We start from the raw sequence: 24,989 nt of genomic DNA, 5'->3' as shown, positions 1-24,989 counted from the left end.
TTCGCAAGCTCAGGGCGGTGCCCTGGACGGGGCCAGTCGAGCTCGCGGCGGGCCCCTGCAAGGGGGCCGGGGCAGGGGGTCCTCTCCTCAGCGCACGAGGACGTCGGGGCGCGGCAGGCCGAGGGCGTCGGGGCTGGTCGGCCAGATCCCGTCCGCGGTGAGCACCTCCAGGCCGTCCCCGCCGAGCAGCACGGTGTCCTCGCTCTTCACCCCGGGGCCCGAGGGGTTCCACGCGAACGCCTGCCCGGTCACGACCGGCAGCGGACTGCCCGGCGTGGCCACCGGGTCGCGGCCCGCGTAGCCGGTCGGCCCACCCTGGTGGTGCCGGGTCCACTCGTCGGCGGCGAACCCGTGCTCGGCGTAGGCCGCGATCCCGGCGGCGAGGACCTCACCGAGCGTGGCGCCGGGCCGGGTGGCGGCCAGGAACGCGGTCTCCACGGCCCGGATGCGCCGGTCGGCGTCCTGCTGCTCGCTGCTCGGCGGGGTGAAGCGGACCCACCGGGTGGCGTTGGCGATCAGCCCGTGACGCCGCGCGCAGACGACCATCATCACCCGCTCGCCCAGCGGCCCGGCGGTGGGCAACGGGTGACGGAAGGCGCGCCGCGGCTCACCGTTGACCAGCACGACCGTCGGGTCGGCGCCGCGGGCGACGAGCTCCCGGGCCAGCATCGCCGCGGCCTCCCGCTCCGGGGTGTCCGGCCGGAGCAGCAGCGCCGTCGCCGTCATCGCCTCCGCCGTGTCCCGGCCGAGCCGGCGGTAGCGGTCCTGCTCGCCGGGCAGCAGTGACGCGCGGGCCGCGCGCAGCCCCTCAGCGCCGGCCGGGTCGTCCTCGTGCAGCACCCCGGGAGCGCCGGGCGCCAGGTCCGGGCCGAGCAGCGGCTGCCACCAGTCGGTCACCCGCACGTCGACGTCGTCCGGCAGCTCCTCGGCGACCAGCCGCTCCACCTCGTTGCTCGGGGTCAGCACGGTGTCGCCGTCCGGCCCGGCCACGACGGCGACCACGCCGCGCTCGGCGGAGAGCACCACGCCGGGCCGCGCGCCGTCCAGGTACCAGGCCAGCGCGCCCACGCCGGTGAGGACGAGGCGCTCGTGCCCCGTCCGCTGGAGCAGGTCGAGCACGAGGCGGCGCTTCTCGGCGCGGTCGGTCACGGATCTCCTCGATCAGGCCGGCGGTCGGGTGCTGTCCCGGAGTGACGACCTCAGCGTGCACCTCGACCGTGCGGCTGGGCGCATCGGGGTCGCTGACCAGCGGGGCACCCCGTTGACGACGGGAAAGCACCTGACGCAGGGTGAGCGCAGTCCTACGGTGCCGACCAGCGGCACCCGAGCAAGGGAGCTCCCATGGCATCGGTCACCTACGACAAGGCGACCCGGCTGTACCCCGGCAGCGACAGGCCTGCCGTCGATCAGCTCGACCTGGACATCCGGGACGGCGAGTTCCTCGTGCTCGTCGGCCCGTCCGGGTGTGGCAAGTCCACCTCGCTGCGGATGCTGGCCGGCCTGGAGGACGTCGACGGCGGCGCCATCCGGATCGGCGACCGCGACGTCAGCGACGTCCCGCCCAAGGACCGCGACATCGCGATGGTGTTCCAGAACTACGCGCTCTACCCGCACATGAGCGTCGCGGACAACATGGGCTTCGCGCTGAAGATCGCCGGGATCGGCAAGGAGGAGCGGCGCAAGCGGGTCGAGGAGGCCGCCAAGCTGCTCGACCTCACCCCCTACCTGGACCGCAAGCCCAAGGCGCTCTCCGGTGGGCAGCGGCAGCGGGTGGCGATGGGGCGGGCGATCGTCCGCCAGCCGCAGGTCTTTTTGATGGACGAGCCGCTGTCCAACCTCGACGCCAAGCTGCGCGTGCAGACGCGCACCCAGATCGCCGGCCTGCAACGCCGGCTGGGCATCACCACCGTCTACGTCACCCACGACCAGGTCGAGGCCATGACCATGGGCGACCGGGTCGCGGTGCTCAAGGACGGCCTCCTGCAGCAGGTCGGCACCCCCCGCGAGCTTTACGACCGGCCGCGCAACGCCTTCGTCGCGGGGTTCATCGGCTCGCCCGCGATGAACCTCGCCGAGGTGCCGCTGGCCGACGGCGGGGCGCGGCTGGGCGACACCACCGTGCCGCTGTCCGCGGAGACCATGGCGGCCACCGGCTCGGACACCACCGTCACCCTCGGCTTCCGGCCCGAGTCACTGCAGCTCTCGAGCGACGGGCAGGGGTTCCGGGCCCGCGTCGACCTCGTGGAGGAGCTCGGCTCGGACGCCTACGTCTACGCCTCGCTGCTGGACCGGGAGGTCGCCGAGCACCTGCACGGCGGCGACACCCAGCAGATCGTGGCCCGGGTCGACGCCCGCCGTCCCCCGCAGGCCGGTGAGCAGGTCAGCCTGGCCATCCGCACGGGTGAGGAGCACGTCTTCTCCACCAGCACCGGGGAGCGGCTGCCCAGCTGACAGGAGGAGCCCCTGCCCCTGCGGGCGGCCCACGGGCCTGGCCGTGCCGCCGGCTGCCCCGGCTACGGTTGCTGCTGGTTGAGCTGAGCAACTGCAGCCTGCGGCAGAACACGGGGACGGTCCACCTGCATGAGCACCACCGAGCGGCGCGCGCACCACGACGTCACCTTCGCTGTGCTGGCGACGGGGGTGGTCGCGTTCGGGCTGCTGCAGTCGCTGGTGACGCCGGTGCTGCCCACGCTGCAGGAGGAGCTGCACACCAACCAGGCGGACGTCACCTGGATCATGACCGCCTACCTGCTGTCCGCGTCGATCTTCACCCCGATCATGGGCCGGCTCGGCGACATGACCGGCAAGAAGCGGATGTTCGTCGTCGCCCTGGTGGCGCTCGCTGTCGGCTGCCTGGTGGCGGCGCTGGCGGAGGACCTGACCGTGATGATCGTCGCCCGGGTCGTGCAGGGCGTCGGCGGCGGCATGCTCCCGCTGGCCTTCGGGATCATCCGCGACGAGCTGCCGGGGCACCGGATCGCCGGGGCGATCGGCACCATCTCCGCGATGATCGCCGTCGGCGCGGGCGCCGGACTGGTGCTGGCCGGCCCCATCGTCGACGTCCTCGACCACACCTGGCTGTTCTGGCTGCCGCTGATCGTCCTGGCGGTCGCCACGCTCGCGGCCGTCTTCCTGGTGCCCGAGTCGCCGGTGCGCACCGAGGGCCGGATCAACTGGGCGGCCGCGCTGCTGCTGGCCGGCTGGCTGGTCGCGCTGCTGCTGCCGGTCTCGCAGGCGCCGTCGTGGGGCTGGGGATCGCCCCGGGTGCTCGTGCTGCTGGCGGTCGCCGTCGTGCTGGCCGGCGGCTGGGTGGTCGTCGAGTCGCGCGCCACCCACCCGCTGGTGGACATGCGGATGATGCGGATCCGCGCGGTGTGGGCCAACAACCTGGTGGCCCTGCTGGTCGGGGTGGCGATGTACGCGGCCTTCGCGTTCCTGCCGCAGTTCGTCCAGACGCCGCCCACGGCCGGGTACGGCTTCGGTGCCTCGGTGACCGAGTCAGGGCTGATGAACCTGCCGCAGACGGTCACCTCGTTCGTCCTCGGCCTGATGGCCGGGCGGATCGCCGCGCGGGTCGGGTCGAAGGCGTCGCTGGTCGCCGGCGTGCTGGTGGGCGGCCTGGGCTACCTGCTGTTCGCGCTGGTGCACGACGAGCGGTGGGAGATCTACGCGAGCTCCGCGGTGATCGGCGCAGGCTTCGGCCTGGTCTTCGCCGCGATGTCGAACCTCGTGGTCGCCGCCGTGCCACCGCACCAGACCGGAGTGGCCAGCGGGATGAACGCCAACATCCGGACGGTCGGCGGGGCGATCGGCGCCGCGGTCACGGCGTCGGTGATCACCGCCCACGCCGGACCGACCGGGCTGCCCACCGAGGGCGGCTACGTCCTCGGCTTCCTCGTGCTCGCCGCCGCGATGCTGCTCGCGGCGCTGGCCGCGCTGCTCATCCCCGGGGTGCCCCGGGACCCGCGGACGCACGCCGAGCCGGACGTCGAGTACCGCCACCCCGAGGCGGCCCTCGTCGCCGGCGGCACCCTGGTGGGCAAGGACTCCGAGTGACGCGCACCGCCCCAGGGAGCACGCTCGTGTCGGTGCGTCACCTGGCCGGGACGGTGCGTCTCATCTGATCGTCGCGCACGTCGCTGTCCCCCGCCCCGCATCGCGGCCCGGAACCGGCGGCTGACCTGCGCAGACACGGTGCTGGACACCGGTCGGCCCGGGTGGGCGCGCCGTGCGGCGGACGACGGCGTTCCGTTGACATGCTCCGGACAGTCTCGCCAGGGTTGCCTCCGTCCGGTTCGCCGACCACAGCGGGGACGTCGATGAGAATGCCGAGCACACCCCACCGTCTCCGGGTGCGCGTCTCCGCGCGACGACGGACACCGGCGGCCGCGCAGGACCCTGGACGTCGGCGGTGGGCGCAGCGGGCTGCGGCGGTCCTCCTCGCGGTCCCCGTCCTGGCCCTGTCGTGGTCCACTGGCGCTCAGGCCGCCCCGTTGCTGGGAGTCGACGTCTCCTACCCGCAGTGCGGCAGGCCCCTGGCGCCCGGGCACGCGTTCGCCATCGTCGGCGTCAACGGCGGCAAGCCCACCACGACGAATCCCTGTCTGGCCGAACACCTGGCCTGGGCGGCGCAGGCGACCGGCGGCACCGTGCACGACGACGTCCAGCTGTACGTCAACACGGCCAACCCGGCGGGTGCCGGCTCGTGGCCCCAGTCCGGCTCGAACCGCTACGGCGACTGCGACGGCTCGAACTCGCGGCCGTGTGCGTACCAGTACGGCTGGGAGCGGGCCCACGACGACGCCACCATCCGCGGGATCAGCCATCCCGAGCAGTACATGTGGTGGCTGGACGTCGAGGTGGCGAACAGCTGGGACTACAGCCCCGGTGGCGACACCAGGAACGCCGCCGTGCTGGAGGGGATGACGGAGTACTTCACCTCGATCGGCTCCCGTGGCGTGGGGCTGTACTCGACGAGGTACCAGTGGAACCTGATCGTCGGCAACGGGGTGAGCTCCACCAGCAGCCTGAACGGCCTGTCCAACTGGCGCCCCACCGGCAACACCCTCGAGGGCGCCCAGGCCAACTGCGGGCTGGCGCCGCTCACGCCGGGCGGGATCATCGAGATGACCCAGTTCACCACCGATCTCGACTACAACCACACCTGCATCTGAGCCGGCTCAGGGGGCGACGGGCAGCGTCCCGGGGACCGCGGCGGCGGGAGCGTCCCAGAGCAGGTCGGCGGGGCCGGGGCGGCCGAAGTGCCAGCCCTGCCCGTCGTCCACGCCCAGCGCGCGGAGCACCGCGTGCTCCGCCGCGGTCTCCACGCCCTCGGCGACGACGCGGACGTCGATGCCGTGCGCGAACTCGACGAGTGAGCGGGCCAGCTTGGCCAGGACCGGATCGGTGTCGACGTGCGTGACGATGCTGCGGTCCATCTTGATCACGTCGGGCGCGGTCACCACGATGTGCCGCAGGCTGCTGAACCCGGCGCCGACGTCGTCGATGGCCAGCCGCAGGCCGCGGGCGCGGAGCGGGTCCAGGGCCTCCTGGAGGGCGGCGTAGTCCTCGACCGGGTCGTGCTCGGACAGCTCCAGCAGGACCCGGGGCAGCGGCAGGCCGGCCAGCAGGTCCAGGCACCCGGGGGTCAGCAGGGTCGCGGGGGAGACGTTCATCGACACGTAGCCGGTCACGGCGGCCAGGTGGTCCGCGGCGCGCTGCAGGGCGAGCAGCTCGAGGGGGTCGCCGAGGCCGACGCCGTGCGCCTGCGCGAAGACCACGTCCGGCGTCAGGCCCCACTCGGCGGGGAAGCGGCTGAGCGCCTCGGCGCCGCGCCGCTCGCCGGTGGTGAGGTCGACGATGGGCTGGAGGACGACGGTCGGCCCGCCCTGCGCCAGGACCGGGTCGAGGCGGTGCCCGATCTCGTCGCGCCGCTGCTGCTCGCGCAGCCCCGGCTCGATGATGACCGAGGCGGCCGAGGCCAGGACGTCCATCAGGGACTTGTCGCGGGTGGTCAGCTCGGGGTCCGAGGTGAACCCGAAGGCGCAGAGGGTGCCGTAGACGGAGCCGTCGCTCAGCCGGACCGGGGTGGTCACGTAGCTGCGGATCCGGGGGACCCGCGCGACGGGCAGGCTCATCGCGAGCGGGGACTTCCGCATGTCGGGCATGACCGCGGGCAGCCGGCCGTCCAGGACCAGCTGGCAGAAGGTGGTCTCCTGGGCCTGCGTGATGCCGTCGTGGAAGACCAGCGGGATCGCGGAGTCGACGACCTCGAGGTGCTGGGTCGTGCCGTCCAGGCGGCTGAGGAAGGCGACGCTGAGCTGCAGCGACCTGCGGGCGGTCCGCAGCAGATCGGCGATCTGCTGGTCCGCCTCCGAGCGCTGTCTGCGCACGTGCCCTCCCCGGTGGTTGCCTGGGCAGACCATCGGCAGGTTCGATCGCGCGCTACAGACCCGCAGCCGGATGACCGGCGGTCCTCACCCGGTCGGGGTGGTGGCCCGCACTCCCGGTCAGGTGGTCGTCCGCGGCGAGTCCGCTGCGATGTGCGCGATCAGGCCGTCGAGCCCCGGGACCTGGTAGCTCCAGAAGCCGGTGATCAGGGCGCGGGCGTGGTCGTCGTCCGTCGCGGTCGCCAGGATCCGTGCGATCGCTCGGCGGGTGTTGTCGAACACGAGGTGGAGGAGGTCCTCGTGCGCCGGTGACGGGCCCGTGGGCAGGGCTCGCTCGGCGTGGTCGACGAGCCGCCGGACGAAGGAGGCGGGGTAGCCGGCGAGGGGCGTGCCCTCGGCGCGGTCGAGCAGCACGCTGACGGCCAGGCGGTGGGCCAGCCAGAAGTCCAGCAACTCGGCCGCGGCGGCGTCGCGGTCCCGGCCGCTGTCCGCGAGCGCCGCGATCCGGGTGTCCAGCAGCTCGTCGTGGCGGTCGGCCAGCTCGGCCGGCACGACGGCGGCGAACAGCGCCTCCTTGGAGGAGAAGTACCGGTAGACGTTCGCCGGGGCGGTCCCAGCGGCGGCGGCGATGCCGGCCATCGAGGTACCGGCGTAGCCCTGGTGGGCGAAGCAACGCAGCGCCGCGTCCCGGATGCGGGACCGCACGGCGTCCTTGAGGACCTGGGCCATCAGCGGTGCCGATCCAGCCAGCCGGTGTCGGGCACCCGGTCCGCCCAGGGGGCCGCCGCCTCGAGCTCGTGGGCCAGGGCGAGCAGGAGCCGGTCGGCACCGGGCGCTGCGGCGACGTGGATCCCGATCGGCAGCCCGTCGCAGTGGCCCAGCGGGACCGACATGCCGGGGCAGCCGGCGGCGTTGTGCACCGGGGTGTAGCCGACGGCCTCCTCGGTGCGCCGGATCAGCGTCTCCCGGCCGGCGGCCGGCGAGAGGTGCCCCAACGACCAGCACGTGCGGGCCAGGGTGGGGCTGAGCACCACGTCGTGCCGCTCGAACAGCCCGAGGTACACCCGGGCGGCATCGCGCAGCGCCTTCTCACCGTCGGCCCGGGCCGCCGGGCCCAGCGTCGCTCCCCAGTCGATGAGCTCGAGGGTGAACGCCTCGAGCTCCTCCGGCCCCGGGGCGCGGCCGAGCATGCCCGTCACCATCCCCGCGACCTGCGACATGGTCACCGCGGCCGCGGTGAAGAACCCGCGGCTCAGCGCGTCGCCGTCCACTGCCGGCGCCTCGGCGGCCTCGACGTGGTGACCCAACGCTGCACACAGCTCGGCCGCCCGGTTCACCTCCCTGGCCACGGCATCCTCGGGTTCGCGCCCGGTCAGGGTCTGCGTCAGCACCCCGATCCGGAGCCTGGTGGCGCTGGGTCCGGTGACCGGTCCGATCGGGGGATGGACGGCGCCCGGTCCGGTGCGTTCGGTGGCCGCGAGGAAGTGGGCGCTGTCGCGCACCGTCCGGGTGATGCAGTGCTCCACGAGCAGGGCCGACAGCCCCGGCATGTCCGGACCGGTCGGGGCGGGGCGTCGGTTCGACGGCTTGAAGCCGAACAGACCGGTCAGCGCTGCGGGCACGCGCAGCGAGCCGCCGGCGTCGTTCCCGTGGGCCATGGGCACGATGCCGGCCGCCACCAGGGAGGCCGAGCCGCCGGACGATCCCCCGGCGGAGAGCCCCGGACCCCACGGGTTCAGCGTGGCACCGCGGAGGGCCGACTCGGTGCTGCCGAGCAGCCCGAACTCCGAGCTGGTGGTGGAGCAGAGGACGGTGAGTCCGGCGTCCCTGATCCGGGCGGCGTACGGCGAGAGGCCGGGTGTCGGGTTGGCTGCCATGAGCCGGGAGCCCATCGTCCAGGGCAGGCCGGGCCAGGCCAGCAGCTCCTTGACCGCGAACGGGACGCCGGCGAACGGCCCCTGGACGGGGGGACCGGCCGGCAGGTCCTCGGCCATTTCGGCGACCGCGTTCAGCGCCCGGTCCTCGTCGATCAGGGAGCGCGCCGTCTCCGCCAGGTCTGCGGCGGACACCTCCCCGGCACGCACCAGACGGGCCATCTCGACCGCGTCCCACCGGCGGTACTCGTGCGCACCGATCAGCATGGGCTGAACAGTGAACGGTCCAGTCGCTTTTGGCAAGAGGAGGGCGTCGCCGTCCTCAGCGACGGCGGCCGAGCAGCCAGCCCACGACGACGCCGAGCAGCGTGAGCAGGCCGCCACCGGCGGCGCCCACGAGCAGCGGCCGCGCCTCGGCGGGCAGCCAGCCGGCCACCGGGGCCGGCATCTGGGCGACGGGGGCGACCGGCGCCTGCGACGTTCCCGCGGGAACGGCCTCGGGCTCGACCCGGGCCACCACGTTGGGCGCCGGGGCCATCAGCTCCTGCTCGACGGCGGTGAAGAACTGGCCGGCCATCCGCTTGGCGACGCCGGTGATCATCCGCTGGCCCACGCCCGCGACCGCCCCGCCGACCACGGCGTCCGCCGACCAGGTCAGCTCGGTGCCGGCCTCCACCCGCTCCAGCCCGATCTGCACCGTCGCCCGCACCGACCCCGGCCCGCCGGACCCCGACGCGTGCATCACGAACGCCTTCGGGAACGTCAGGTCGGCCAGCCGCACCTCACCCGAGTACTTCCCCCGGACCGCGCCCACCCCGGCCGAGACGACGATCGTGTAGCTGTCCTCGCCGACCTGGGTCAACGACTCGCATCCCGGGATCGCCCGCTGCAGCACCGCCGGGTCGGTGATCACCGCCCACACCTGCTCCGGCGACGCCGGGAGCACCGCACTGCCGTCCAGGTTCACGCCCTGCCCCTCACGCCATGGCCCCTGTTTCGTGCGGCGACGAGTTGATCACGCGCTCCGCCGACGGCGAACGCACCAGGTCGTACAGCTCCGACGGGGAGATCGGCATCGCCGCGATCCGCCGTCCGACCGCGTCCTCGATCGCCGAGGCGATCGCCGCGGACCCGGGGATCACCCCGGCCTCTCCGGCGCCCTTGATGCCCAGCGCGTTCAGCGGCGAGGGCGTCGACTGGTGGTCGATGTCCACCGGCGGCACCTCGCTCGCGTACGGCATGAGGAAGTCCATGAACGAGGCGTTGAGCAGCTGCCCGTCCCGGTCGTAGGCCATCCGCTCGTACAGCGCGCCGCCCACGCCCTGCGCGACCCCGCCGTGCACCTGGCCCTCGACGATCATCGGGTTCACCACGGTGCCGCAGTCGTGCACCACCGCGTACTGCACGACCTCGATCTCCCAGGTCGCCGGGTCGATCTCGACCACCGCGGCGTGCGCCCCGGAGGCGAACGTCGAACGGATGGGGGAGTAGTAGTCGGTGTGCTCCAGCCCGGGGGCGTCGCCGGGGGAGACCGGCGGTTTGGAGTCGTCGCTGGTGCCGGCGAACTGGGTGGCCTGCCGCGCGGCCTCGTCGAAGGCGTACCGCAGCGGGTTGGACAGGACGGCGACGGTGCGCAGCGGGATCGTGGCACCCGGCGTCCCCTTCACCCCGACCACGCCGTCGGCGATCTCCAGGTCCGAGGCATCGACCTCCAGGACGTCGGCGGCGATCCGCAGCGCCTTCTCCCGGACGCCCCGGGCGGCCAGCGCCACCGCGTTCCCGCTGACCACCGCCGCGCGGGAGGCGAACGTCCCCACCGCGTACCCGAACCGCCGGGTGTCGCCCGTGGTGACCTCGACGTCCTCCATCGGCACCCCGAGCTCGGAGGCCACCAGCTGCGCGAACACCGTCTCGTGCCCCTGGCCCTGCGACGTCAGCCCGGTCGACACCAGCACCTTGCCGCTGCCGAGCACCTGCACGTGCGCGCCCTCGTACGGCCCGGGCCCGGTGCCCTCCACGTACGGCGCCATGCCGATGCCCAGCAGCCTGCCGCGCGCCTCGGCCTCCGCCCGGCGGGCGGGGAAGCCGGCCCAGTCGACCAGCGCCATGAGCTTGGCCATCATCGCCGGGTAGTTCCCGGAGTCGTAGACCAGCGGCCGGCCGTCCTGGAAGGTCAGCCCCCAGTCGTAGGGGAACTGGTCGGGCTGGATGAGGTTCCGCAGCCGCACCTCGGCCCGGTCCAGCCCGCGCTCCTGGGCGATCCGGTCCATCGTCCGCTCCATCGCGAAGCAGCCCTGCGGTCGCCCGGCCCCGCGGTACGGCGTGACGACCACGGTGTTGGTGTAGACGCTGAACACCTGCGCCCGGTAGACGGGGATGTCGTAGGGCCCGAGCAGCTGGGTGGCCGTGTTGATCGGCACGATGATCCCGTAGGGCGTGTACGCGCCGTTGTCGTGCCAGACGAGGACGTCGAGCGCCGTGATCCGCCCGTCGTCGTCGTACCCGACGGTGATCTCCTGTCGCTGCTGCCGCTCGTGCGCGCTGGAGACGAAGTGCTCCCGCCGGTCCTCCACCCACTTCACCGGGTGGCCGAGCAGCCGGGCGGCCATCGGCACCAGCAGCTCCTCCGGCCACGGGTGCACGATCTTCACGCCGAACCCGCCGCCGACGTCCGGGGCGATGACCTCGACCTTCTCCAGCGACAGCTGGAGCTTGGCCGCGATCGCCGCCCGCACCGACGTGGACGCCTGGGTGCTGGAGTAGACGCGCAGCGAGGAGTCGGCGTCGTCCCACCGGGCGTGCACGCCCTTGCCCTCCATCGGCATGGAGGCGCTGCGCTCGACGTACTGGGTGAAGCTGAGCGTGTGCCGGCTGGCGGCCAGCGCCGCCTCCACGTCGCCGGTCTCCTGGTGGTGCCGGGCGGCGATGTTGCCCGGGACGTCGTCGTGCACCAGCACCCGGGCCGCCTCCGCCGCGTCGACGCCGACCACCACGGGGAGCTCCTCGTAGGTGACCGCGATCTTCTCGGCGGCGTCCTCGGCCACGTACCGGTCGGTGGCCACCACCATGACGATCGGCTCGCCCACGTGCCGGGTGACGTCCTTGACCAGCGGGTACCCGGTGCGCGCGTGCGTGAGCTGGGGGTGCGGGATGAGCACGGGCAGCGGCTCGGCCATCGGGCCGGTGAGGTCCTCGTAGGTGTAGACCGCCAGCAGCCCCTCGACGTCCAGCGCCGGGCCGACGTCGACGTCCACCACCCGCGCGTGCGCGTGCGGGCTGCGGACGAACGCGGCCGCATACGCGTCGGCGCCGATGTCGTCGAGGTAGCGCCCCTTGCCGACGACGAGCCGGGCGTCCTCGCGCCGCCGGACCGGCTCCCCGAAGTACTTGGTGGTCACGTCGCCGCCTCCTCACCCGGGGCAGAAGTGGCCACTTCTGCCCCGGTGGCCGCGCGCATGGCCTCGGCCGCGTGCCGGCAGGCCTTCCTGATGTTCGCGTAGCCGGTGCAGCGGCACAGGTTCCCGCCGACCAGCTCGTCGACCTCCGCGTCGGTGATCGGCTGCGTGGCGTCCCGGGTGTCCAGCCCGGCGGCGATGGTGGTCAGGAAGCCGGGCGTGCAGAAGCCGCACTGCAGCGCGTGGCACTCCCGGAACGCCTCCTGGACCGGGTGCAGGACCTGCCCGCCCTGGTGGTCGGACCGGGACAGCCCCTCCACGGTGGTCACCCGGTGCCCGTCGGCCTGCACGCCGAGGACCAGGCACGAGCGGGTCGGCTGCCCGTCGAGCAGCACGGTGCACGCCCCGCACACCCCGTGCTCGCAGCCGACGTGCGTGCCGGTCAGCCCGAGGTCGTGGCGCAGCACGTCGGACAGCAGCCGGCGCACCGGCACGGTGGCTTCACGTGGAACACCGTTGACGACGACGGAGATGGTCCGCTCGGTGGAGGTCACGGGGTCCTCCGCTCCGCCTCGGCCGCAGCCTCGGCCAGCGTGCGGGCGGTCAGCGCGCCGACCAGCAGCCGGCGGTAGTCGGCGCTGGCGTGCAGATCGCCGTCCGGGTCGACCAGGGTGCGGGCCAGCTCGCCGGCCGCCGTCCAGTCGGCGCTGTCGACCGGCTTGCCGCCGACCGCGTCGGTCAGGTCGTGCACCTCGGGCATCGCGCCGACCGACAGGTAGGCGGCGCGGGCGGCGGCGACCCGGCGGTCCTCGTCGAGCGTCACGACGACGGCGGCACCGCACACCGCGTAGTCACCCTTGCGGCGGGCGATCTCGGCGAACGCCGTCCCCGAGCGCGGCGCGAGAGCGGGGAAGAAGGCGTCGACGACGACGGCGGCCCCGTGCAACGAGGTCTCCAGCGGCCCGACGAAGAGGTCCCGCCAGCCGACCGTCGTGGAGCCGTCCGGACGGGCGACCGTGACGGATCCGTCCGTCACCGCCAGGACCGCGGTCATCTCCCCCGACGGGTCCGCATGCGCGATGGAGCCGACCGTCGTCCCGCGGTTGCGGATCGCCGGGTGCGCGACGTTCGCGGTCGCCCGGCCGAGCAGTGGCTGGACGGCGGCCGCCTCGGCCGACGCCAGCAGGTGCGCGTGCCGGACGAGCGCGCCCACCCGGACGCCGTCCGGCGACGCCGAGATCCGGTCCAGCCCGGCCACCCGGTTGATGTCCACCAGCGCGGTCGGCGCAGCCAACCGCATCGACAGCAGCGGGATCAGCGACTGCCCACCGGCGAGCACCTTCGCGCCGTCGCCCTCGGCGGCGAGCACGTCCAGCGCCTCCGCGACGGACGTCGGGTCGGCATAGCCGAAGGGCGCGGGCTTCACCGGGCACCTCCCGACGCGCAGCGGCCGACGTGGAAGGCGCCACTCTGTCACCAGGCCAGGGGGCGCGGAAGTCCTTCACCGCTGAGCAAACCGCGGCTAGCGTCCCGCCGGGTGAGCGATCGGACGCACGTCTCCCTGCGCAGCGGCGTCTACGCCGACTCCGTGCGGCTGATGCAGGTCAGCCGGGACATCGGCGCGCGGGACGGCGTCACCGCCGTGCTGGTCGCGATGGCCACGCCGCTCAACCTCGAGCTGGCCGCCGGCATGGGGCTGGCCCCCGACGGCGTGGTCGCACCCGACCAGCTGCTCGTCGCCCTGCGCGCCACGGACGACGACGCCCTGGCCGCCGCGCTCACCGCCGTCGACGCCGCGCTCGCCGCCCGGGAGAGCGCCGGCCGCGCGCAGGTGGTCCCCGCCCGCACCGTCGGCGCCGCGCTCGCCGACGCGGCGCACCCCGCGCTCGCGGTCGTCAGCGTGCCGGGCCCCTACGCAGCCCTCGAGGCCGCCGACGCCATCGCGGCCGGCCGATCGGTCCTGGTCTTCAGCGACGGCGTGCCGGTCGAGCAGGAGGTCGCGCTCAAGCGGTCCGCGCACGACGCAGGCGTCCTGGTCATGGGCCCCGACTGCGGAACGGCGATCGTGTCCGGCCTGGCCCTGGGCTTCGCCAACGTCGTCCGCCGCGGGCCCGTGGGGCTGGTCGCGGCCAGCGGCACCGGCGCCCAGCAGGTCAGCTGCCTGCTCGACGCGGCCGGGGTCGGCGTCTCGCACGTGCTCGGCGTCGGGGGTCGAGACCTGTCCGCGGCGGTCGGCGGGCTGGCCACCCTCGACGCCCTCGCGGCGCTGGCCGACGACCCGGGCACCGAGCGGGTGCTGCTGGTCTCCAAGCCACCGGCGCCCGCGGTCGCCGAACGGGTGGCCGACGCGGCGGGGCGGCTCGCGGTGCCGGTCCGGTCCGCGGTCCTGGGTCCCGAGCGGCCGGACCTCACCGCGGCGGTCGAGGCGCTGCTGGCCGACCTGGGGGTCGCCATCCCCGAGTGGCCGTCCCGGCCGCACGCCGCCGACGCCGTGCCGCCCGGCGCGGTGCTCAAGGGCTTCTACTCGGGCGGCACCCTCGCCGACGAGGCGATGCTGCTCGCCGCGCCCGTGCTCGGCGACGTCCGGTCCAACACCCCGCTGCGGCGGGAGCTCGACCTGGGCACCGACCTGCGGGCGCGGGGGCACGTGGTTGTGGACTTCGGCGACGACGCGCTCACCGTGGGCCGCGCCCATCCGATGATCGACCCGACGCTGCGGCTGGAGGCGATCGCGGCGCTCGCGGACAGCGGGGAGCCCGCCGTCCTGCTGCTCGACGTCGTCCTCGGGCACGGCGCCGACCCGGATCCGGCCGCCGCCCTCGCGCCGGCGCTGCAGGCCGCCGGTCTGCCGGCCGTCGTCGCGCTGGTCGGCACCGAGGCCGACCCCCAGGGCTGGTCCCGGCAGGCCGACGCGCTGGCCGAGGCCGGCGCCGCGGTGTTCGCCAGCAACGCCCAGGCAGCCCGCCACGCCCTCGAGCTGATCGGATCGCGCGATGAGTGAGCTGCTGTCCGCGCCGCCGGCGATCGTCGCCGCCGGGGTCGAGGTGTTCTCGACCGCCCTGCGCGCGCAGGGGGCCGACGTGACCGACGTCGACTGGCGGCCGCCGGGCTTCGGCCGCCCCGCGGACCTCGCGCAGCTGGCGCTCGACCCACGCCGCGCGACGGCCAACCGGACGGCGGTCGAGCGGGTGCTCGCGGCGGGGTCGGTGCTGGTCGACGTCCGGCCCGCCCGCGAGGTGCTCGACGTCGACGAGCGGACGCTGCTGCACTCCGGTCCGCCGCTGACCTGGGAGGCCGCGTCCGGGCCCATGCGCGGGGCGCTGATCGGCGCCTGCCTGTTCGAGGGCTGGGCCGCCACCGTCGAGGAGGCGCAGCGGGTCCTGGCCGCCGGCGAGGTCGCGCTCGACCCGTGCCACCACCACCGCGCGGTCGGCCCGATGGCCGGGGTGACGAGCCCGTCGATGTGGACGTGGTGCCTGGAGGATCCGGTCTCCGGTGGGCGGGCGTACTGCAACCTCAACGAGGGCCTGGGCAAGGTGCTGCGGATGGGCGCCTTCAACGAGGAGGTGCTGACCCGGCTGGCCTGGATGCGCGACGTCCTCGGCCCGCTGCTGTCGAAGGCCGTCCGGTCGCGACCCGAGCCGCTGGACGTCAAGGCCGTGCTCGCCCAGATGCTGCAGATGGGCGACGAGGGCCACAACCGCAACCGGGCCGGCTCGCTGATGACGCTGCGCGACCTGGCCCCGGCGATCGTCGCGGTCGACGCGCCCTCGGCCGACGTCGCCGATGCGCTGCGGTTCATCGGCGGCAACGAGCACTTCTACCTCAACCTCGGCATGCCGACGGCGAAGCTCGCGATGGACGCCGCTCGCGACGTCCCCGGCTCGACGCTGGTCACCGTCATGTCCCGGAACGGCACCGAGTTCGGCATCCAGACCGCCGGCACCGGCGACCGCTGGTTCACCGCTCCGGCGAACACCCCGGTCGGGTTGTTCCTCGGCGACTTCGGCCCCGAGGACGCCAACCCCGACATCGGCGACTCCTCGATCATGGAGACCTACGGCGTGGGCGGGTTCTCGATGGCGGCGGCCCCGGCGATCGTCCGGTTCGTCGGAGGGACCGTCCCCGACGCGCTGGCGACCACCGAGCGGATGTACCAGCTCACCCTGGCCGAGAACCCGGCGATGCAGATCCCGGTGCTGGGGTTCCGCGGGGCGCCGACCGGCATCGACGTCCTCGCCGTCGCCCGCACCGGCTGGCTGCCCCAGATCAACACCGGGATGGCCGGGCGGGTCGCCGGTACCGGGCAGGTCGGCGCCGGGCTGGTGCAGCCGCCGCAGGAGTGCTTCGAGCAGGCGCTGACCGCGCTCGCCGAGGAGTCCCGCGCCGTCGTCTGACCGTTACCGCGGCGCGTGCCCGGGTAGTCCGCCGGTCGAGCTCGCGTCGACGGAGGGGTCCCATGGCCAGCTGTGAGGTGTGCGGCAACGACTACCGGCTCAGCTTCGAGGTGCACGCCGCCGGGGCGGTGCACGTGTTCGACAGCTTCGAGTGCGCCATCCACGCCCTCGCCCCGGTCTGCGAGCACTGCGGCGTGAAGGTCGTCGGGCACGGCGTCGAGGCCGACGGCACCTTCTTCTGCTGCGCCTCGTGCGCCCGGATGCACGGGCAGGTCGAGAGCGCCGCGGACCTGGTCGACCACGCCGGCAAGGCGCCGGACGAACGCTGAGCCCAGCGGGTGTGAGATCGGCCGCGGGCAGGGAAGGGGAGCCGCCATGAGCGAGCTGACCGCCGACGGGATCGACCGGGTGCAGGACGCGGAGTCGTTCGCCGATTTCGTCGCCCGCCTCCGCCGGGACGACGACGTCGAGGACCTCACCCTCGACGAGTTCCTCGAGCAGCTGCAGGTCTGGATCCGCGACGGCCTGGCGCTGGGGGAGTCCGACCTCTTCGCCGCCGACCCGGCCGCCTGGCGGTTCGCCGCGGAACTGCTGCTGGGCGCGGCCGGCTACGAGTGAGCCCGCAGGACGTCGTCCGCCCGCGGCCGGCTCAGCCCGGCGTGACCCGCTCGGTCAGGTGCACGTCGACCGTGTCCCCGGCCCGCTTGCCGATCGCGTCACGGACCTCGGCCTTGACCGGCAGTTTGTGCGTGCCGTCGCCCAGGGCCATGAACGAGCTCCGGAACGGGTGCCCGTCGATCGTCCCGCGCACCTTCACCAGGCCCCGGGTTCCGAAGAACCCGACCGAGTCCGGCCACACGAGGTAGGTCCAGCCACCCTCGGCCGGGCTCTTGAGCAGCTGAGCGGTGAACCGCTCGTCGAGCGTGGTCATCCCGGGCCCCCATCCAGCTCGTGGTCGTCGCACCGATGGGACCCTCGGGCCGCCGGGAACTCATCGCCGCGTGGGCCTCACGCGCACCGGAACACGGGCAGGGTCGCGCGGCTTGGTGCTGACCATGCAGATCGACCTCAGCGGGAAGCGGGCCCTGGTCACCGGCTCGTCACAGGGCATCGGCCTGGCGATCGCGGCGGGCCTGGCGCGGGCCGGGGCGTCCGTCGTCCTCACCGGGCGGGACGCGGCCACGCTCGACGCGGCCGCCGCCGGCCTGGACGGCGAGGTCACCGCCGTCGCCGGTGACGTGACCACCGACGAGGGGACGGCGCGGCTGCTCGAGCAGGTGCCGGACGTCGACGTCCTGGTCAACAACCTGGGCATCTTCGGCGCTCGGCCGGCGCTGGAGATCACCGACGACGAGTGGCGCCGCTACTTCGAGACCAACGTGCTGACCGCCGTCCGGCTGACCCGGGCGTACCTGCCCGGCATGCGGGAGCGCGGTTGGGGGCGCATCCAGTACATCGGCAGCGACTCGGCGGTGGCCATCCCGGCCGAGATGATCCACTACGGCATGACGAAGACGGCCCTGCTCGCCGTCTCCCGGGGCTTCGCGAAGGAGGCGGCCGGGTCCGGGGTCACGGTGAACTCGGTGCTCGCCGGCCCGACGCACACCGGGGGCGTGGAGGAGTTCGTGCACTCCCTGGTCGGCGCGGACCTGCCGTGGGACGAGGCCCAGCGCGAGTTCATGCGGCTGCACCGGCCGCAGTCGCTGCTGCAGCGGCTGATCGAGCCCGAGGAGATCGCGAACATGTGCGTCTACCTCGCCTCGCCGCTGGCCTCGGCGACCACCGGTGGCGCGCTGCGCGTGGACGGCGGCTACGTCGACGCGATCCTCCCGTGACCCGCGGGCAACACCGGTCGGCCAGGGTGGGGCCGTGACCTTCGCCGTCCCCGTCGTCGACATCTCCCCGTACGTGCGCGGCGGGTCCGCCGAGGAGCGGGCCGCGGTGGCGGCGGCCATGGACGAGGCCCGCGGCTCCCGGGCCGGCGTGGTCAACCCCGAGGCCGAACGGGATGCCGCCCGGGTGCTCGCCGCCCGCGCCTGAGCTGCCGGCCCGCTCAGGCCCGGACGATCGCCGCCACCGGGCCGCCACCGGACGGGCCCTGGTGCACCGCCGCCACCGACACGAACACCGCCGGGTCACCGGTCACGGCGGCGGCGACCCCGCCGACGGCGGCCTTGATCTGCCGGTGCCAGAAGACGTCGGAGTCGTCGAGCATCGCGTTGCGCCGACCGCGGACGTAGCCGCTCGGGTCCGCCTCGCACTTGAGGAAGACGTTGACCAGCCGGTCGCCGAGGTCGCTCGGGTGCGGCCGCTCGGGCAGGTCGAGCCCGGCGTTCCGGACGGCGTTATAGATGCCGTCGGTGTCCAGCGCGTCGGTCATCACCGCGTGGCCGATGCGGTAGTCGCCGCCGTGCCCGCGGGCGTTGCCGACCAGCACGATCTGCGCCCGGTCCAGCTCCACCCCGGACGAGCAGGAGGCCACCGCGCTGTACAGCGACAGGTCGCGCATGACCTGCTCCTGCGCCGGCAGCGCGATCTCGCCCAGCGCCACCGCGATCCCCAGCGCGGTCGTCGCGTTGGACAGGTCCATCGAGCCGTGCGGCTCGTCGTAGTAGGTGTCCTTGCCGCGCGCCTTGGCGTCGCGGATGGTCTCGGTCGTGAGCAGCGGGGTCTTGGTCTGCACGTAGTGGACGTCGGCCGGGTCGGTGATCCCGGCGGCCTCCATCGCCCGCCGCACGCCCTCGGCGACCTTCTCGACCATGGAGATCCGGCCGATGTCCTCGGGCAGCAGGACGTCGCTCATCGCGTAGCCGACGGTCAGCCGCGGCTCGTCGGTCTTCTCCACCGCGTCCTCGGGCAGGGTGGCGAAGATCGTCGCGTGCGGGCTGAGCACGCCGTCCGTGCCGCCGGACCACACGATCGGGACCTGCCCGACCTCCTCCTTGCTGCGCGAGCCCTTCTCCAGCAGCACCTCGCGGAACGCCCGGTCGGCGATGATCCGGGTGTAGTCGTTGACACCGCCGTTGCCCTCGGTCTTGCCGATGACGGCGACCACCCGGTCGGCGGCCAGGACGCCGTCGTCGATGAGTCTCGCCAGCTCCGAGGCGTCACTGACGTGGTGCAGCGGGACCTTGCGGACCTCGATCGGTGCGGGCATGCGGTGTCCTCTCGTCGGGGTGGGTGGCGGACCGGGCTCAGGGGGTGATGACGGTGCCGACGTCGTCGTTCCCGACGGCGTCGGAGATGTGCTCCAGGGAGGTGATGACGGCGCGGCGGCCGCCGCCCTCGACGAACCGGAGGGCGGCCTCGACCTTCGGGCCCATGCTGCCGCGGGCGAACTCGCCCGCGGCCGCGTGTGCGCGCATCTCGCCGGCCGGTACCCGCTGCAGCGGGCGGGCCGACGGCGTCCCGAAGCCGACCTGCACCTGCGGGACGTCGGTCGCGATGACGAGCGTGTCGGCGGCGACCTCCCTCGCCAGCAGGGCGGCGGTCAGGTCCTTGTCGATGACCGCCTCGACCCCGCGCAGCGCGTGCCCGTCCCGGCGGTCGTCCACCACGGGGATGCCCCCACCGCCGGCACAGACGACGACGAAGCCGGCGTCGACCAGGGCGTGGATGGCCGGCGCGTCGACGACCGACCGCGGTTCCGGCGAGGCGACAACCCGCCGCCAGCCGCGCGCACCGCGGTCCTCCCACACCTGGCCCAGGTCGAGGAACCGCTGCGCCTCCTCGCGGGGGAGGTGGCGGCCGACCGGCTTGCTGGGGGTGGCGAACCCCGGGTCGTCGGGGTCGACGAGCGTGCGGGTGACCAGGACCGCGGTGCGGTGCGGGAGACCGCGGGCGGCGAAGGCGGCGTCCAGCTCGTCGGCGAGGGTGAACCCGATCGTGGCCTGGGTCTGCGCGACGTTCCAGTCCAGCGGCACCGGCGGGACGACGTGCGCCGCCAGCTCGTTCTTGACCAGCAGGTTCCCGACCTGGGGGCCGTTGCCGTGGGTGACCACGACGGGCACGCCGAGACCGACGACGGCGGCGAGGTGCCGGGCCGCGACGGCGATCGCCTCGCGCTGCGCACGCGGCGTCGCCGAGCCGTCCGGGCCCGTCATCGCGTTGCCGCCGAGGGCGACGACCACGCGCTGCGGGACGGTCATCGCGCGACCCTAGCGACGAGTTCCTCGGCGTTGAAGTGCTCGGCCCCGCCCCTGGGACGGGCCGTTCGTCAGGCTGCGACGGACGGCCGGTCGTCCCGCGGCCGGGTCTGGACGGCGAACTGGTCGGTGTCGACGGCGTCGACGGTCTCCAGCGCGCGGGCCTCGTCGTCGGCGGGCACCTCGGCCGGCACCTCGATCGGGGCGGCCGGCCGCGGCCGGGCGAGCAGGGCCGGCAGCTCGAAGGCCTGCAGCACCCGGATCTCGTCGTCGTCCTCGTCCTCGACCGACCACGTGGCCGGGTTCTCGAAGGCCACGGGCGCGTCGCCCTCGACCGCCGGGGTGTCCTCCACCGGCGTGTCCCAGTTCTCGGCGAGGGAGGCGATCGTCGCCATCGCCTCGGTGTGCAGCCGGTCGACCACGGCGTGGCCCGCAGCCGCCACCGCTTCGGTGGAGAAGGTGCCGTCGAAGAGAGCCTGTCCCATCACGTCGTCGTCATCGGCAGTTCCCGGCCCGGTCGTGACCGGGTCCTGTCGACCTATCGACGCCAGAAGTCGAATCGGTCGCGTCCCGGCCGGAAACCGGCCTGCTCGACGACGTCGACGGCCAGGTCGAAGCGCTGCCCCACGAGGTGCGGCTGGTGCGCGTCGCTGCCGAAGCTCACCGCATCCCCGCCCTCCTCGTGGTACCAGCGGAGAAGTTCCACCGACCACAACGGACTGGTCGTGTTCACCTCGAGCGCCCGGCCACCGCCGGCCAGCGCCCGGAAGACCGCCCGGTACTCCTCCTCGAACAGCGCCTCCGGATAGGCGTCGCGTCCGCCGGGCCAGTACCGGCGCGGGTAGTCGCAGTGCGCGAGCACCTGGAAGACGTCGCTGCTGTCGATCATCGTGACCATCTCGGTCAGGTACCGGCGCATCGTGCCGATCACGTCGATGCCGGGCGCGTGCAGCAGCCGGTTCACCCCGATGAGCCGCCCGTCGACCGGCAGGGAGTGCAGCGAGCCGAGGATGCGGTCGACCGGCGCGCGGCCGAGGTGCGCCGCCACGCTGCCGCCGAACATGTGCGGCTCACCGGCCTCGACCCCGGACCACACCCGCAGCTCGGGGAACCGCTGCCGGGCCTCCCAGATGGTCTCCGCGTACAGGTCGACGTCGATGGGCAGCTGGTTGGCCGGGAAGCGGTCGGTCAGGCCATCGGCGGTGGCCCGGTCGTCGGCGCCCCACACCGTGAAGTCGAGGTGCTCGGTGAAGGAGATGGCGGGCAGGCCCACCTCGACCGCCCGCTGGCAGGCACGCAGCAGTGAGGCCCGGGGCCCGGTGTCCCACGAGAACTCCGAGTGCACGTGGTTGTCCGGCGGCAGCATCGCTGCTCATCCAACCGCCCGTCCACAGTCGCTGCACACCGGGTCGGCGATGTCGGTGCCTCCGCCTACGGTCGTGGGCATGAGCGCCCCTGTTGCCACGGACCTGGCCGACGAAGCACTGGGGGTGCTGCGCGAGCTCACCGGCCGCGCCGACGCCGTCTTCCGCGAGGGGCAGGACGCCGCCGTCGCCGCGCTGGTGGAGCGGCAGCAGCGGGCGCTGGTCGTGCAGCGCACCGGGTGGGGCAAGTCCGCGGTCTACTTCGTCTCCACCGCGCTGCTGCGCCGCCGCGGCGCCGGCCCCACCCTCCTGGTGAGCCCGCTGCTGGCGCTGATGCGCGACCAGGTCGCCGCCGCGTCCCGCGCCGGCATCAAGGCGGTGGAGATCTCCAGCTCGAACGTCACCGAGTGGGACGACATCAACGCCCGGCTGGCCGCCGACGACGTCGACGTGCTCCTGGTCTCGCCCGAGCGGCTCACCAACCCGCGGTTCCGCGACGAGCAGCTGCCGGCGCTGGTCTCCCGCTGCGGGCTCCTGGTCGTCGACGAGGCGCACTGCGTCTCCGACTGGGGGCACGACTTCCGGCCCGACTACCGCCGGATCCGCGACCTGCTGGGCCAGCTGCCGTCCGGCACGCCGGTGCTGGCCACCACGGCGACGGCCAACGAGCGGGTGGTCGCCGACGTCGCCGAGCAGCTCGGGGCCGGCGGGGTCGAGGTGACCACGGTCCGCGGGCCCCTGGCCCGGGACTCGCTGCGCCTGGGCGTGCTGCGGCTCGACACCGACCGTTCCCGACTGGCCTGGCTCGCCGCGCACCTCGAGGACCTGCCGGGCAGCGGGATCGTCTACACGCTGACCGTCGCCGCGGCCGAGGAGACGGCCGCCCTGCTGCGCGACGCCGGCCACCAGGTGCGCGCCTACACCGGCCGGCTCGACGACGCCGACCGCAAGGACGCCGAGGAGGCGCTGCGGGAGAACCGGGTGAAGGCGCTGGTCGCGACCTCCGCGCTGGGGATGGGCTTCGACAAGCCGGACCTTGGCTTCGTCGTCCACCTGGGGGCCCCGTCGTCGCCGGTCAGCTACTACCAGCAGGTCGGTCGCGCCGGCCGCGCGGTCGAGCACGCCGACGTCCTGCTGCTGCCCGGGCCGGAGGACCTCGCGATCTGGCAGTGGTTCGCCACCTCCTCCATGCCGCGGGAGGACCACGCCGCCGCGGTGCTGACCGCGATGGCCGACGGGAGGGCGTGGTCAGTCGCCCGGCTGGAGACGGTCGCCGACGTCCGCCGCTCCCGACTGGAGCTCCTGCTCAAGGTGCTCGCGGTCGACGGGGCGGTCGAGCGGGTCCAGGGTGGCTGGCGCTCCACCGGTGTCCCGTGGGTGTACGACGCGGAGCGCTACTCCCGGGTGACCGCCACCCGGGAGGCCGAGCAGCGGTCGATGCTCGCCTACGCCAAGCCGGTCGGGTCCGCCCGGTGCCGTATGGCCTTCCTGCAGGAGGCGCTCGACGACCCGACCGCCGCCCCCTGCGGCCGCTGCGACGTGTGCGCCGGCCCGTGGTACGCCACCGACGTCCCCGCCGGTGCGGCGGAGGCCGCCTCGGCCCGGCTCGACCGCCCCGGCGTGGAGCTGGCGCCGCGGGCGCAGTGGCCCACCGGGGTCGACCGGCTCGGGGTTCAGGTGAAGGGCAAGATCGCGCCGGCGGAGCAGGTGGAGCCCGGCCGGGCCGTCGCCCGGCTCACCGACCTGGGCTGGGGGCAGCGGCTGCGTAGCCTGCTCGGGGACGACGGCGTCGGCGGAGTCGCCACCCTGGCCGAGGACGTCGAGGCCCCTCCGCTCGAGGAGGACCCGGACGCCGCGTTCGACGTGACCCACCGGGTCATCCGGCCCGGGTCCGCCACCGACGCCCCGCCGGACGAGGAGCTGCTCAAAGCCTGTGCGCGCGTGCTCGGCGCCTGGGCCTGGGCCCAGCGGCCGGGCGCCGTGGTCGCGATGCCCTCGCGCCGGCGCCCCACCCTGGTCACCGGCGTGGCGCAAGGTCTCGCCCGGCTCGGCCGGCTGCCCTACCTGGGCGCCCTCGACCTGGCGCACGGCGGGCCGACCGGGGGTCCCGGGGGCAACAGCGCCTTCCGGCTGGCCGGGGTGTGGCAGCGGATCGTCGTGGGGCCGGAGCTCCGCTCCCACCTGACGGCCCTGGGGGACGCGCCGGTGCTGCTCGTCGACGACCTTGCCGACTCCCGGTGGACGGTCACGGTGGCCGGCCGGGAGCTCCGGCTGGCGGGCGCCGGGTCGGTCCTGCCGTTCGTGCTGGCGCTGTCCGCCTGAAGAGCCCCCTGCAGGCTCGCCCCGAGCCTGCAGGGGGTGACGAGGACGGGCTTCTTCTGCTTGTCCACAGGTTTTCGAACAGGTGTGCGAAACCCGGAGTAGCGTGCTCGCATGTCGCTCGCGCACCAGCCGTCCATGTGGGACGTCGCCGCGGAACCGGTGCTCACTCCGCTCGCCGGCCGGGTCGTCCGGCACCGCCTGAGTCGCGGCGCCTGGGTCGACCACCTGCCCGGCTGGATCGAGGGGTCCGATGCGGTGCTCGACGTCCTGCTCGGGGACATCGGCTGGCGGGCCGACCGGCGGCAGATGTACGAGCGCGAGGTGGCCGTCCCCCGACTGCTGCGCTGGTACGGCGGCGGTGAGACGTTGCCGCACCCGACGCTGACCGAGGCCCGCGAGGCGCTCAACGCCCACTACGGCCCCGAGCTGGGCGAGCCGTTCGTCACGGCGGGCATGTGCCTGTACCGGGACGGGCGGGACAGCGTCGCCTGGCACGGGGACCGCATCGGTCGCAGCCGGACGGAGGACACGATGGTCGCGATCGTCAGCTTCGGCTCCCCACGCCCGCTGCTGCTCCGTCCGGTCGGTGGCGGGGAGAGCCTCCGCTTCCCGCTGGGGCACGGCGACCTCGTGGTGATGGGCGGCTCCTGCCAGCGCACGTGGGAGCACTGCATCCCCAAGACCGCCAAGGCCGTCGGCCCACGGGTGAGCGTCCAGTTCCGGCCGCGCGGGGTCGCCTGAGCCCGGCCGTCGCCGGGCGCCGGGGGTCCCCGTGCGGGGGCTGGGTGGGGCGTGTACTGTTCTTTCTGCACCGAGCGAGAACGGACCGGGCCTGGAAGGGTCTGGGAAACCGTCGGCCGAGCCCCTGTGGTGAGGCTGTTGCGGAGCCCGGTGTAGTGTGGGATCACCGCCGCGGATGATGACCGGAGCAGTTCGGTCGGGTTTCCGTGCGCGTCCGCTCCTTGAGAACTCAACAGCGTGCCGAAAGTCAGTGCCATGTAACAATTCCCCCATCCGGGGTCTTCGGATTCTGGTGGGTTCCTTTGGTTGATTGATATCGAGAGTGCCAATTCTCGGTTCTCGGCCATGGATTCAAGTTCATC

24 protein-coding genes are annotated in these 24,989 nt (G+C 74.0%); 11 read left to right on the top strand and 13 right to left on the bottom strand.

Annotated features, from left to right (window positions below; all coding sequences use genetic code 11):
• Positions 1-87 precede the first annotated feature (87 nt).
• The gene (locus tag HK417_RS15710) at positions 88-1,149 is read right to left on the bottom strand and encodes a M24 family metallopeptidase (RefSeq protein WP_222268118.1); all 1,062 of its coding nucleotides are present in this window, start codon (positions 1,147-1,149) and stop codon (positions 88-90) included.
• 192 nt (positions 1,150-1,341) lie between these two features.
• On the opposite strand from HK417_RS15710, the gene HK417_RS15705 reads away from it, so the two are divergent.
• The 3 genes from HK417_RS15705 to HK417_RS15695 all read left to right on the top strand — a co-directional run bounded on the left by HK417_RS15705 (position 1,342) and on the right by HK417_RS15695 (position 5,174).
• Positions 1,342-2,451, top strand: coding sequence for an ABC transporter ATP-binding protein (locus HK417_RS15705; RefSeq protein ID WP_222268116.1), 1,110 nt, complete (start codon positions 1,342-1,344; stop codon positions 2,449-2,451).
• Positions 2,452-2,580: 129 nt separating this feature from the next.
• Positions 2,581-4,056 (top strand): MFS transporter, encoded by a 1,476-nt coding sequence (locus tag HK417_RS15700; protein WP_222268114.1) that lies wholly within the window; start codon positions 2,581-2,583, stop codon positions 4,054-4,056.
• 296 nt (positions 4,057-4,352) lie between these two features.
• The gene (locus HK417_RS15695) at positions 4,353-5,174 is read left to right on the top strand and encodes a hypothetical protein (protein ID WP_222268112.1); all 822 of its coding nucleotides are present in this window, start codon (positions 4,353-4,355) and stop codon (positions 5,172-5,174) included.
• Positions 5,175-5,180: 6 nt separating this feature from the next.
• On the opposite strand, the gene HK417_RS15690 is transcribed toward HK417_RS15695, so the two are convergent.
• The 7 genes from HK417_RS15690 to HK417_RS15660 form a co-directional block, all read right to left on the bottom strand.
• Positions 5,181-6,392 carry a sensor domain-containing phosphodiesterase gene (locus tag HK417_RS15690; RefSeq protein WP_222268110.1) on the bottom strand — a complete coding sequence of 404 codons (1,212 nt, stop codon included), beginning with the start codon at positions 6,390-6,392 and terminating at the stop codon, positions 5,181-5,183.
• A gap of 117 nt (positions 6,393-6,509) precedes the next feature.
• A complete protein-coding gene (locus tag HK417_RS15685; RefSeq protein ID WP_222268108.1) occupies positions 6,510-7,118 on the bottom strand; it encodes a TetR/AcrR family transcriptional regulator in 609 nt (202 codons plus the stop codon).
• Positions 7,118-8,530: an amidase family protein gene (locus HK417_RS15680; protein ID WP_222268106.1), complete on the bottom strand. Its 1,413-nt coding sequence runs from the start codon at positions 8,528-8,530 to the stop codon at positions 7,118-7,120. Before HK417_RS15680 ends, HK417_RS15685 begins: the two co-directional genes overlap by 1 nt.
• Positions 8,531-8,585: 55 nt before the next feature.
• Positions 8,586-9,230: an SRPBCC family protein gene (locus HK417_RS15675; protein ID WP_222268104.1), complete on the bottom strand. Its 645-nt coding sequence runs from the start codon at positions 9,228-9,230 to the stop codon at positions 8,586-8,588.
• Positions 9,231-9,240: 10 nt separating this feature from the next.
• The gene (gene cutA, locus HK417_RS15670; RefSeq protein ID WP_222268102.1) at positions 9,241-11,661 is read right to left on the bottom strand and encodes an aerobic carbon-monoxide dehydrogenase large subunit; all 2,421 of its coding nucleotides are present in this window, start codon (positions 11,659-11,661) and stop codon (positions 9,241-9,243) included.
• The gene (locus tag HK417_RS26515; RefSeq protein WP_222268100.1) at positions 11,658-12,212 is read right to left on the bottom strand and encodes a (2Fe-2S)-binding protein; all 555 of its coding nucleotides are present in this window, start codon (positions 12,210-12,212) and stop codon (positions 11,658-11,660) included. The genes cutA and HK417_RS26515 overlap by 4 nt, the downstream gene beginning before the upstream one ends.
• Positions 12,209-13,084 carry an FAD binding domain-containing protein gene (locus HK417_RS15660; RefSeq protein ID WP_222268098.1) on the bottom strand — a complete coding sequence of 292 codons (876 nt, stop codon included), beginning with the start codon at positions 13,082-13,084 and terminating at the stop codon, positions 12,209-12,211. Before HK417_RS15660 ends, HK417_RS26515 begins: the two co-directional genes overlap by 4 nt.
• Positions 13,085-13,195: 111 nt before the next feature.
• Between HK417_RS15660 and HK417_RS15655 the strand changes: the two genes are divergently transcribed.
• The 4 genes from HK417_RS15655 to HK417_RS15640 all read left to right on the top strand — a co-directional run bounded on the left by HK417_RS15655 (position 13,196) and on the right by HK417_RS15640 (position 16,673).
• Complete coding sequence (locus HK417_RS15655) at positions 13,196-14,659, top strand: FdrA family protein (protein ID WP_308123620.1); 1,464 nt, start codon at positions 13,196-13,198, stop codon at positions 14,657-14,659.
• Complete coding sequence (locus tag HK417_RS15650) at positions 14,652-16,055, top strand: DUF1116 domain-containing protein (RefSeq protein WP_222268096.1); 1,404 nt, start codon at positions 14,652-14,654, stop codon at positions 16,053-16,055. Before HK417_RS15655 ends, HK417_RS15650 begins: the two co-directional genes overlap by 8 nt.
• Before the next feature lie 62 nt (positions 16,056-16,117).
• On the top strand, positions 16,118-16,384 hold the full coding sequence (locus HK417_RS15645) for a hypothetical protein (RefSeq protein WP_222268094.1): 267 nt from the start codon (positions 16,118-16,120) through the stop codon (positions 16,382-16,384).
• 46 nt (positions 16,385-16,430) lie between these two features.
• Positions 16,431-16,673 (top strand): DUF7660 family protein, encoded by a 243-nt coding sequence (locus HK417_RS15640; RefSeq protein ID WP_222268093.1) that lies wholly within the window; start codon positions 16,431-16,433, stop codon positions 16,671-16,673.
• Between the two features lie 31 nt (positions 16,674-16,704).
• On the opposite strand, the gene HK417_RS15635 is transcribed toward HK417_RS15640, so the two are convergent.
• Positions 16,705-16,986, bottom strand: a complete 282-nt coding sequence (locus HK417_RS15635; RefSeq protein WP_222268091.1) for a DUF1905 domain-containing protein — start codon at positions 16,984-16,986, stop codon at positions 16,705-16,707.
• Positions 16,987-17,110: 124 nt separating this feature from the next.
• Here HK417_RS15635 and HK417_RS15630 point away from each other — a divergent pair, with 124 nt between their 5' ends.
• Together HK417_RS15630 and HK417_RS15625 are read left to right on the top strand one after the other, a co-directional pair.
• Complete coding sequence (locus tag HK417_RS15630) at positions 17,111-17,890, top strand: SDR family NAD(P)-dependent oxidoreductase (protein ID WP_222268089.1); 780 nt, start codon at positions 17,111-17,113, stop codon at positions 17,888-17,890.
• 34 nt (positions 17,891-17,924) lie between these two features.
• Positions 17,925-18,095, top strand: a complete 171-nt coding sequence (locus tag HK417_RS15625) for a hypothetical protein (RefSeq protein WP_222268087.1) — start codon at positions 17,925-17,927, stop codon at positions 18,093-18,095.
• A 13-nt stretch (positions 18,096-18,108) separates the two neighbouring features.
• Here HK417_RS15625 and HK417_RS15620 read toward each other — a convergent pair whose 3' ends face one another.
• The 4 genes from HK417_RS15620 to HK417_RS15605 form a co-directional block, all read right to left on the bottom strand.
• On the bottom strand, positions 18,109-19,212 hold the full coding sequence (locus tag HK417_RS15620; protein ID WP_222268085.1) for a ring-opening amidohydrolase: 1,104 nt from the start codon (positions 19,210-19,212) through the stop codon (positions 18,109-18,111).
• Positions 19,213-19,249: 37 nt separating this feature from the next.
• Positions 19,250-20,203 carry a carbamate kinase gene (locus HK417_RS15615; RefSeq protein WP_222268082.1) on the bottom strand — a complete coding sequence of 318 codons (954 nt, stop codon included), beginning with the start codon at positions 20,201-20,203 and terminating at the stop codon, positions 19,250-19,252.
• Positions 20,204-20,271: 68 nt separating this feature from the next.
• The gene (locus HK417_RS15610) at positions 20,272-20,685 is read right to left on the bottom strand and encodes a hypothetical protein (protein ID WP_222268081.1); all 414 of its coding nucleotides are present in this window, start codon (positions 20,683-20,685) and stop codon (positions 20,272-20,274) included.
• A gap of 53 nt (positions 20,686-20,738) precedes the next feature.
• Positions 20,739-21,566 (bottom strand): PHP domain-containing protein, encoded by an 828-nt coding sequence (locus HK417_RS15605; protein WP_222268079.1) that lies wholly within the window; start codon positions 21,564-21,566, stop codon positions 20,739-20,741.
• Between the two features lie 79 nt (positions 21,567-21,645).
• Here HK417_RS15605 and HK417_RS15600 point away from each other — a divergent pair, with 79 nt between their 5' ends.
• Complete coding sequence (locus HK417_RS15600) at positions 21,646-23,886, top strand: RecQ family ATP-dependent DNA helicase (RefSeq protein ID WP_261326900.1); 2,241 nt, start codon at positions 21,646-21,648, stop codon at positions 23,884-23,886.
• Positions 23,887-23,997: 111 nt separating this feature from the next.
• A complete protein-coding gene (locus HK417_RS15595) occupies positions 23,998-24,627 on the top strand; it encodes an alpha-ketoglutarate-dependent dioxygenase AlkB (RefSeq protein ID WP_222268077.1) in 630 nt (209 codons plus the stop codon).
• Positions 24,628-24,989 lie beyond the last annotated feature (362 nt).

Source organism: Modestobacter marinus (assembly GCF_019799945.1).
Taxonomy (GTDB): domain Bacteria; phylum Actinomycetota; class Actinomycetes; order Mycobacteriales; family Geodermatophilaceae; genus Modestobacter; species Modestobacter marinus_B.
The sequence above is the reverse complement of the archived record's forward strand: the minus strand, read 5'-3'. Positions and strand labels throughout refer to the sequence as shown.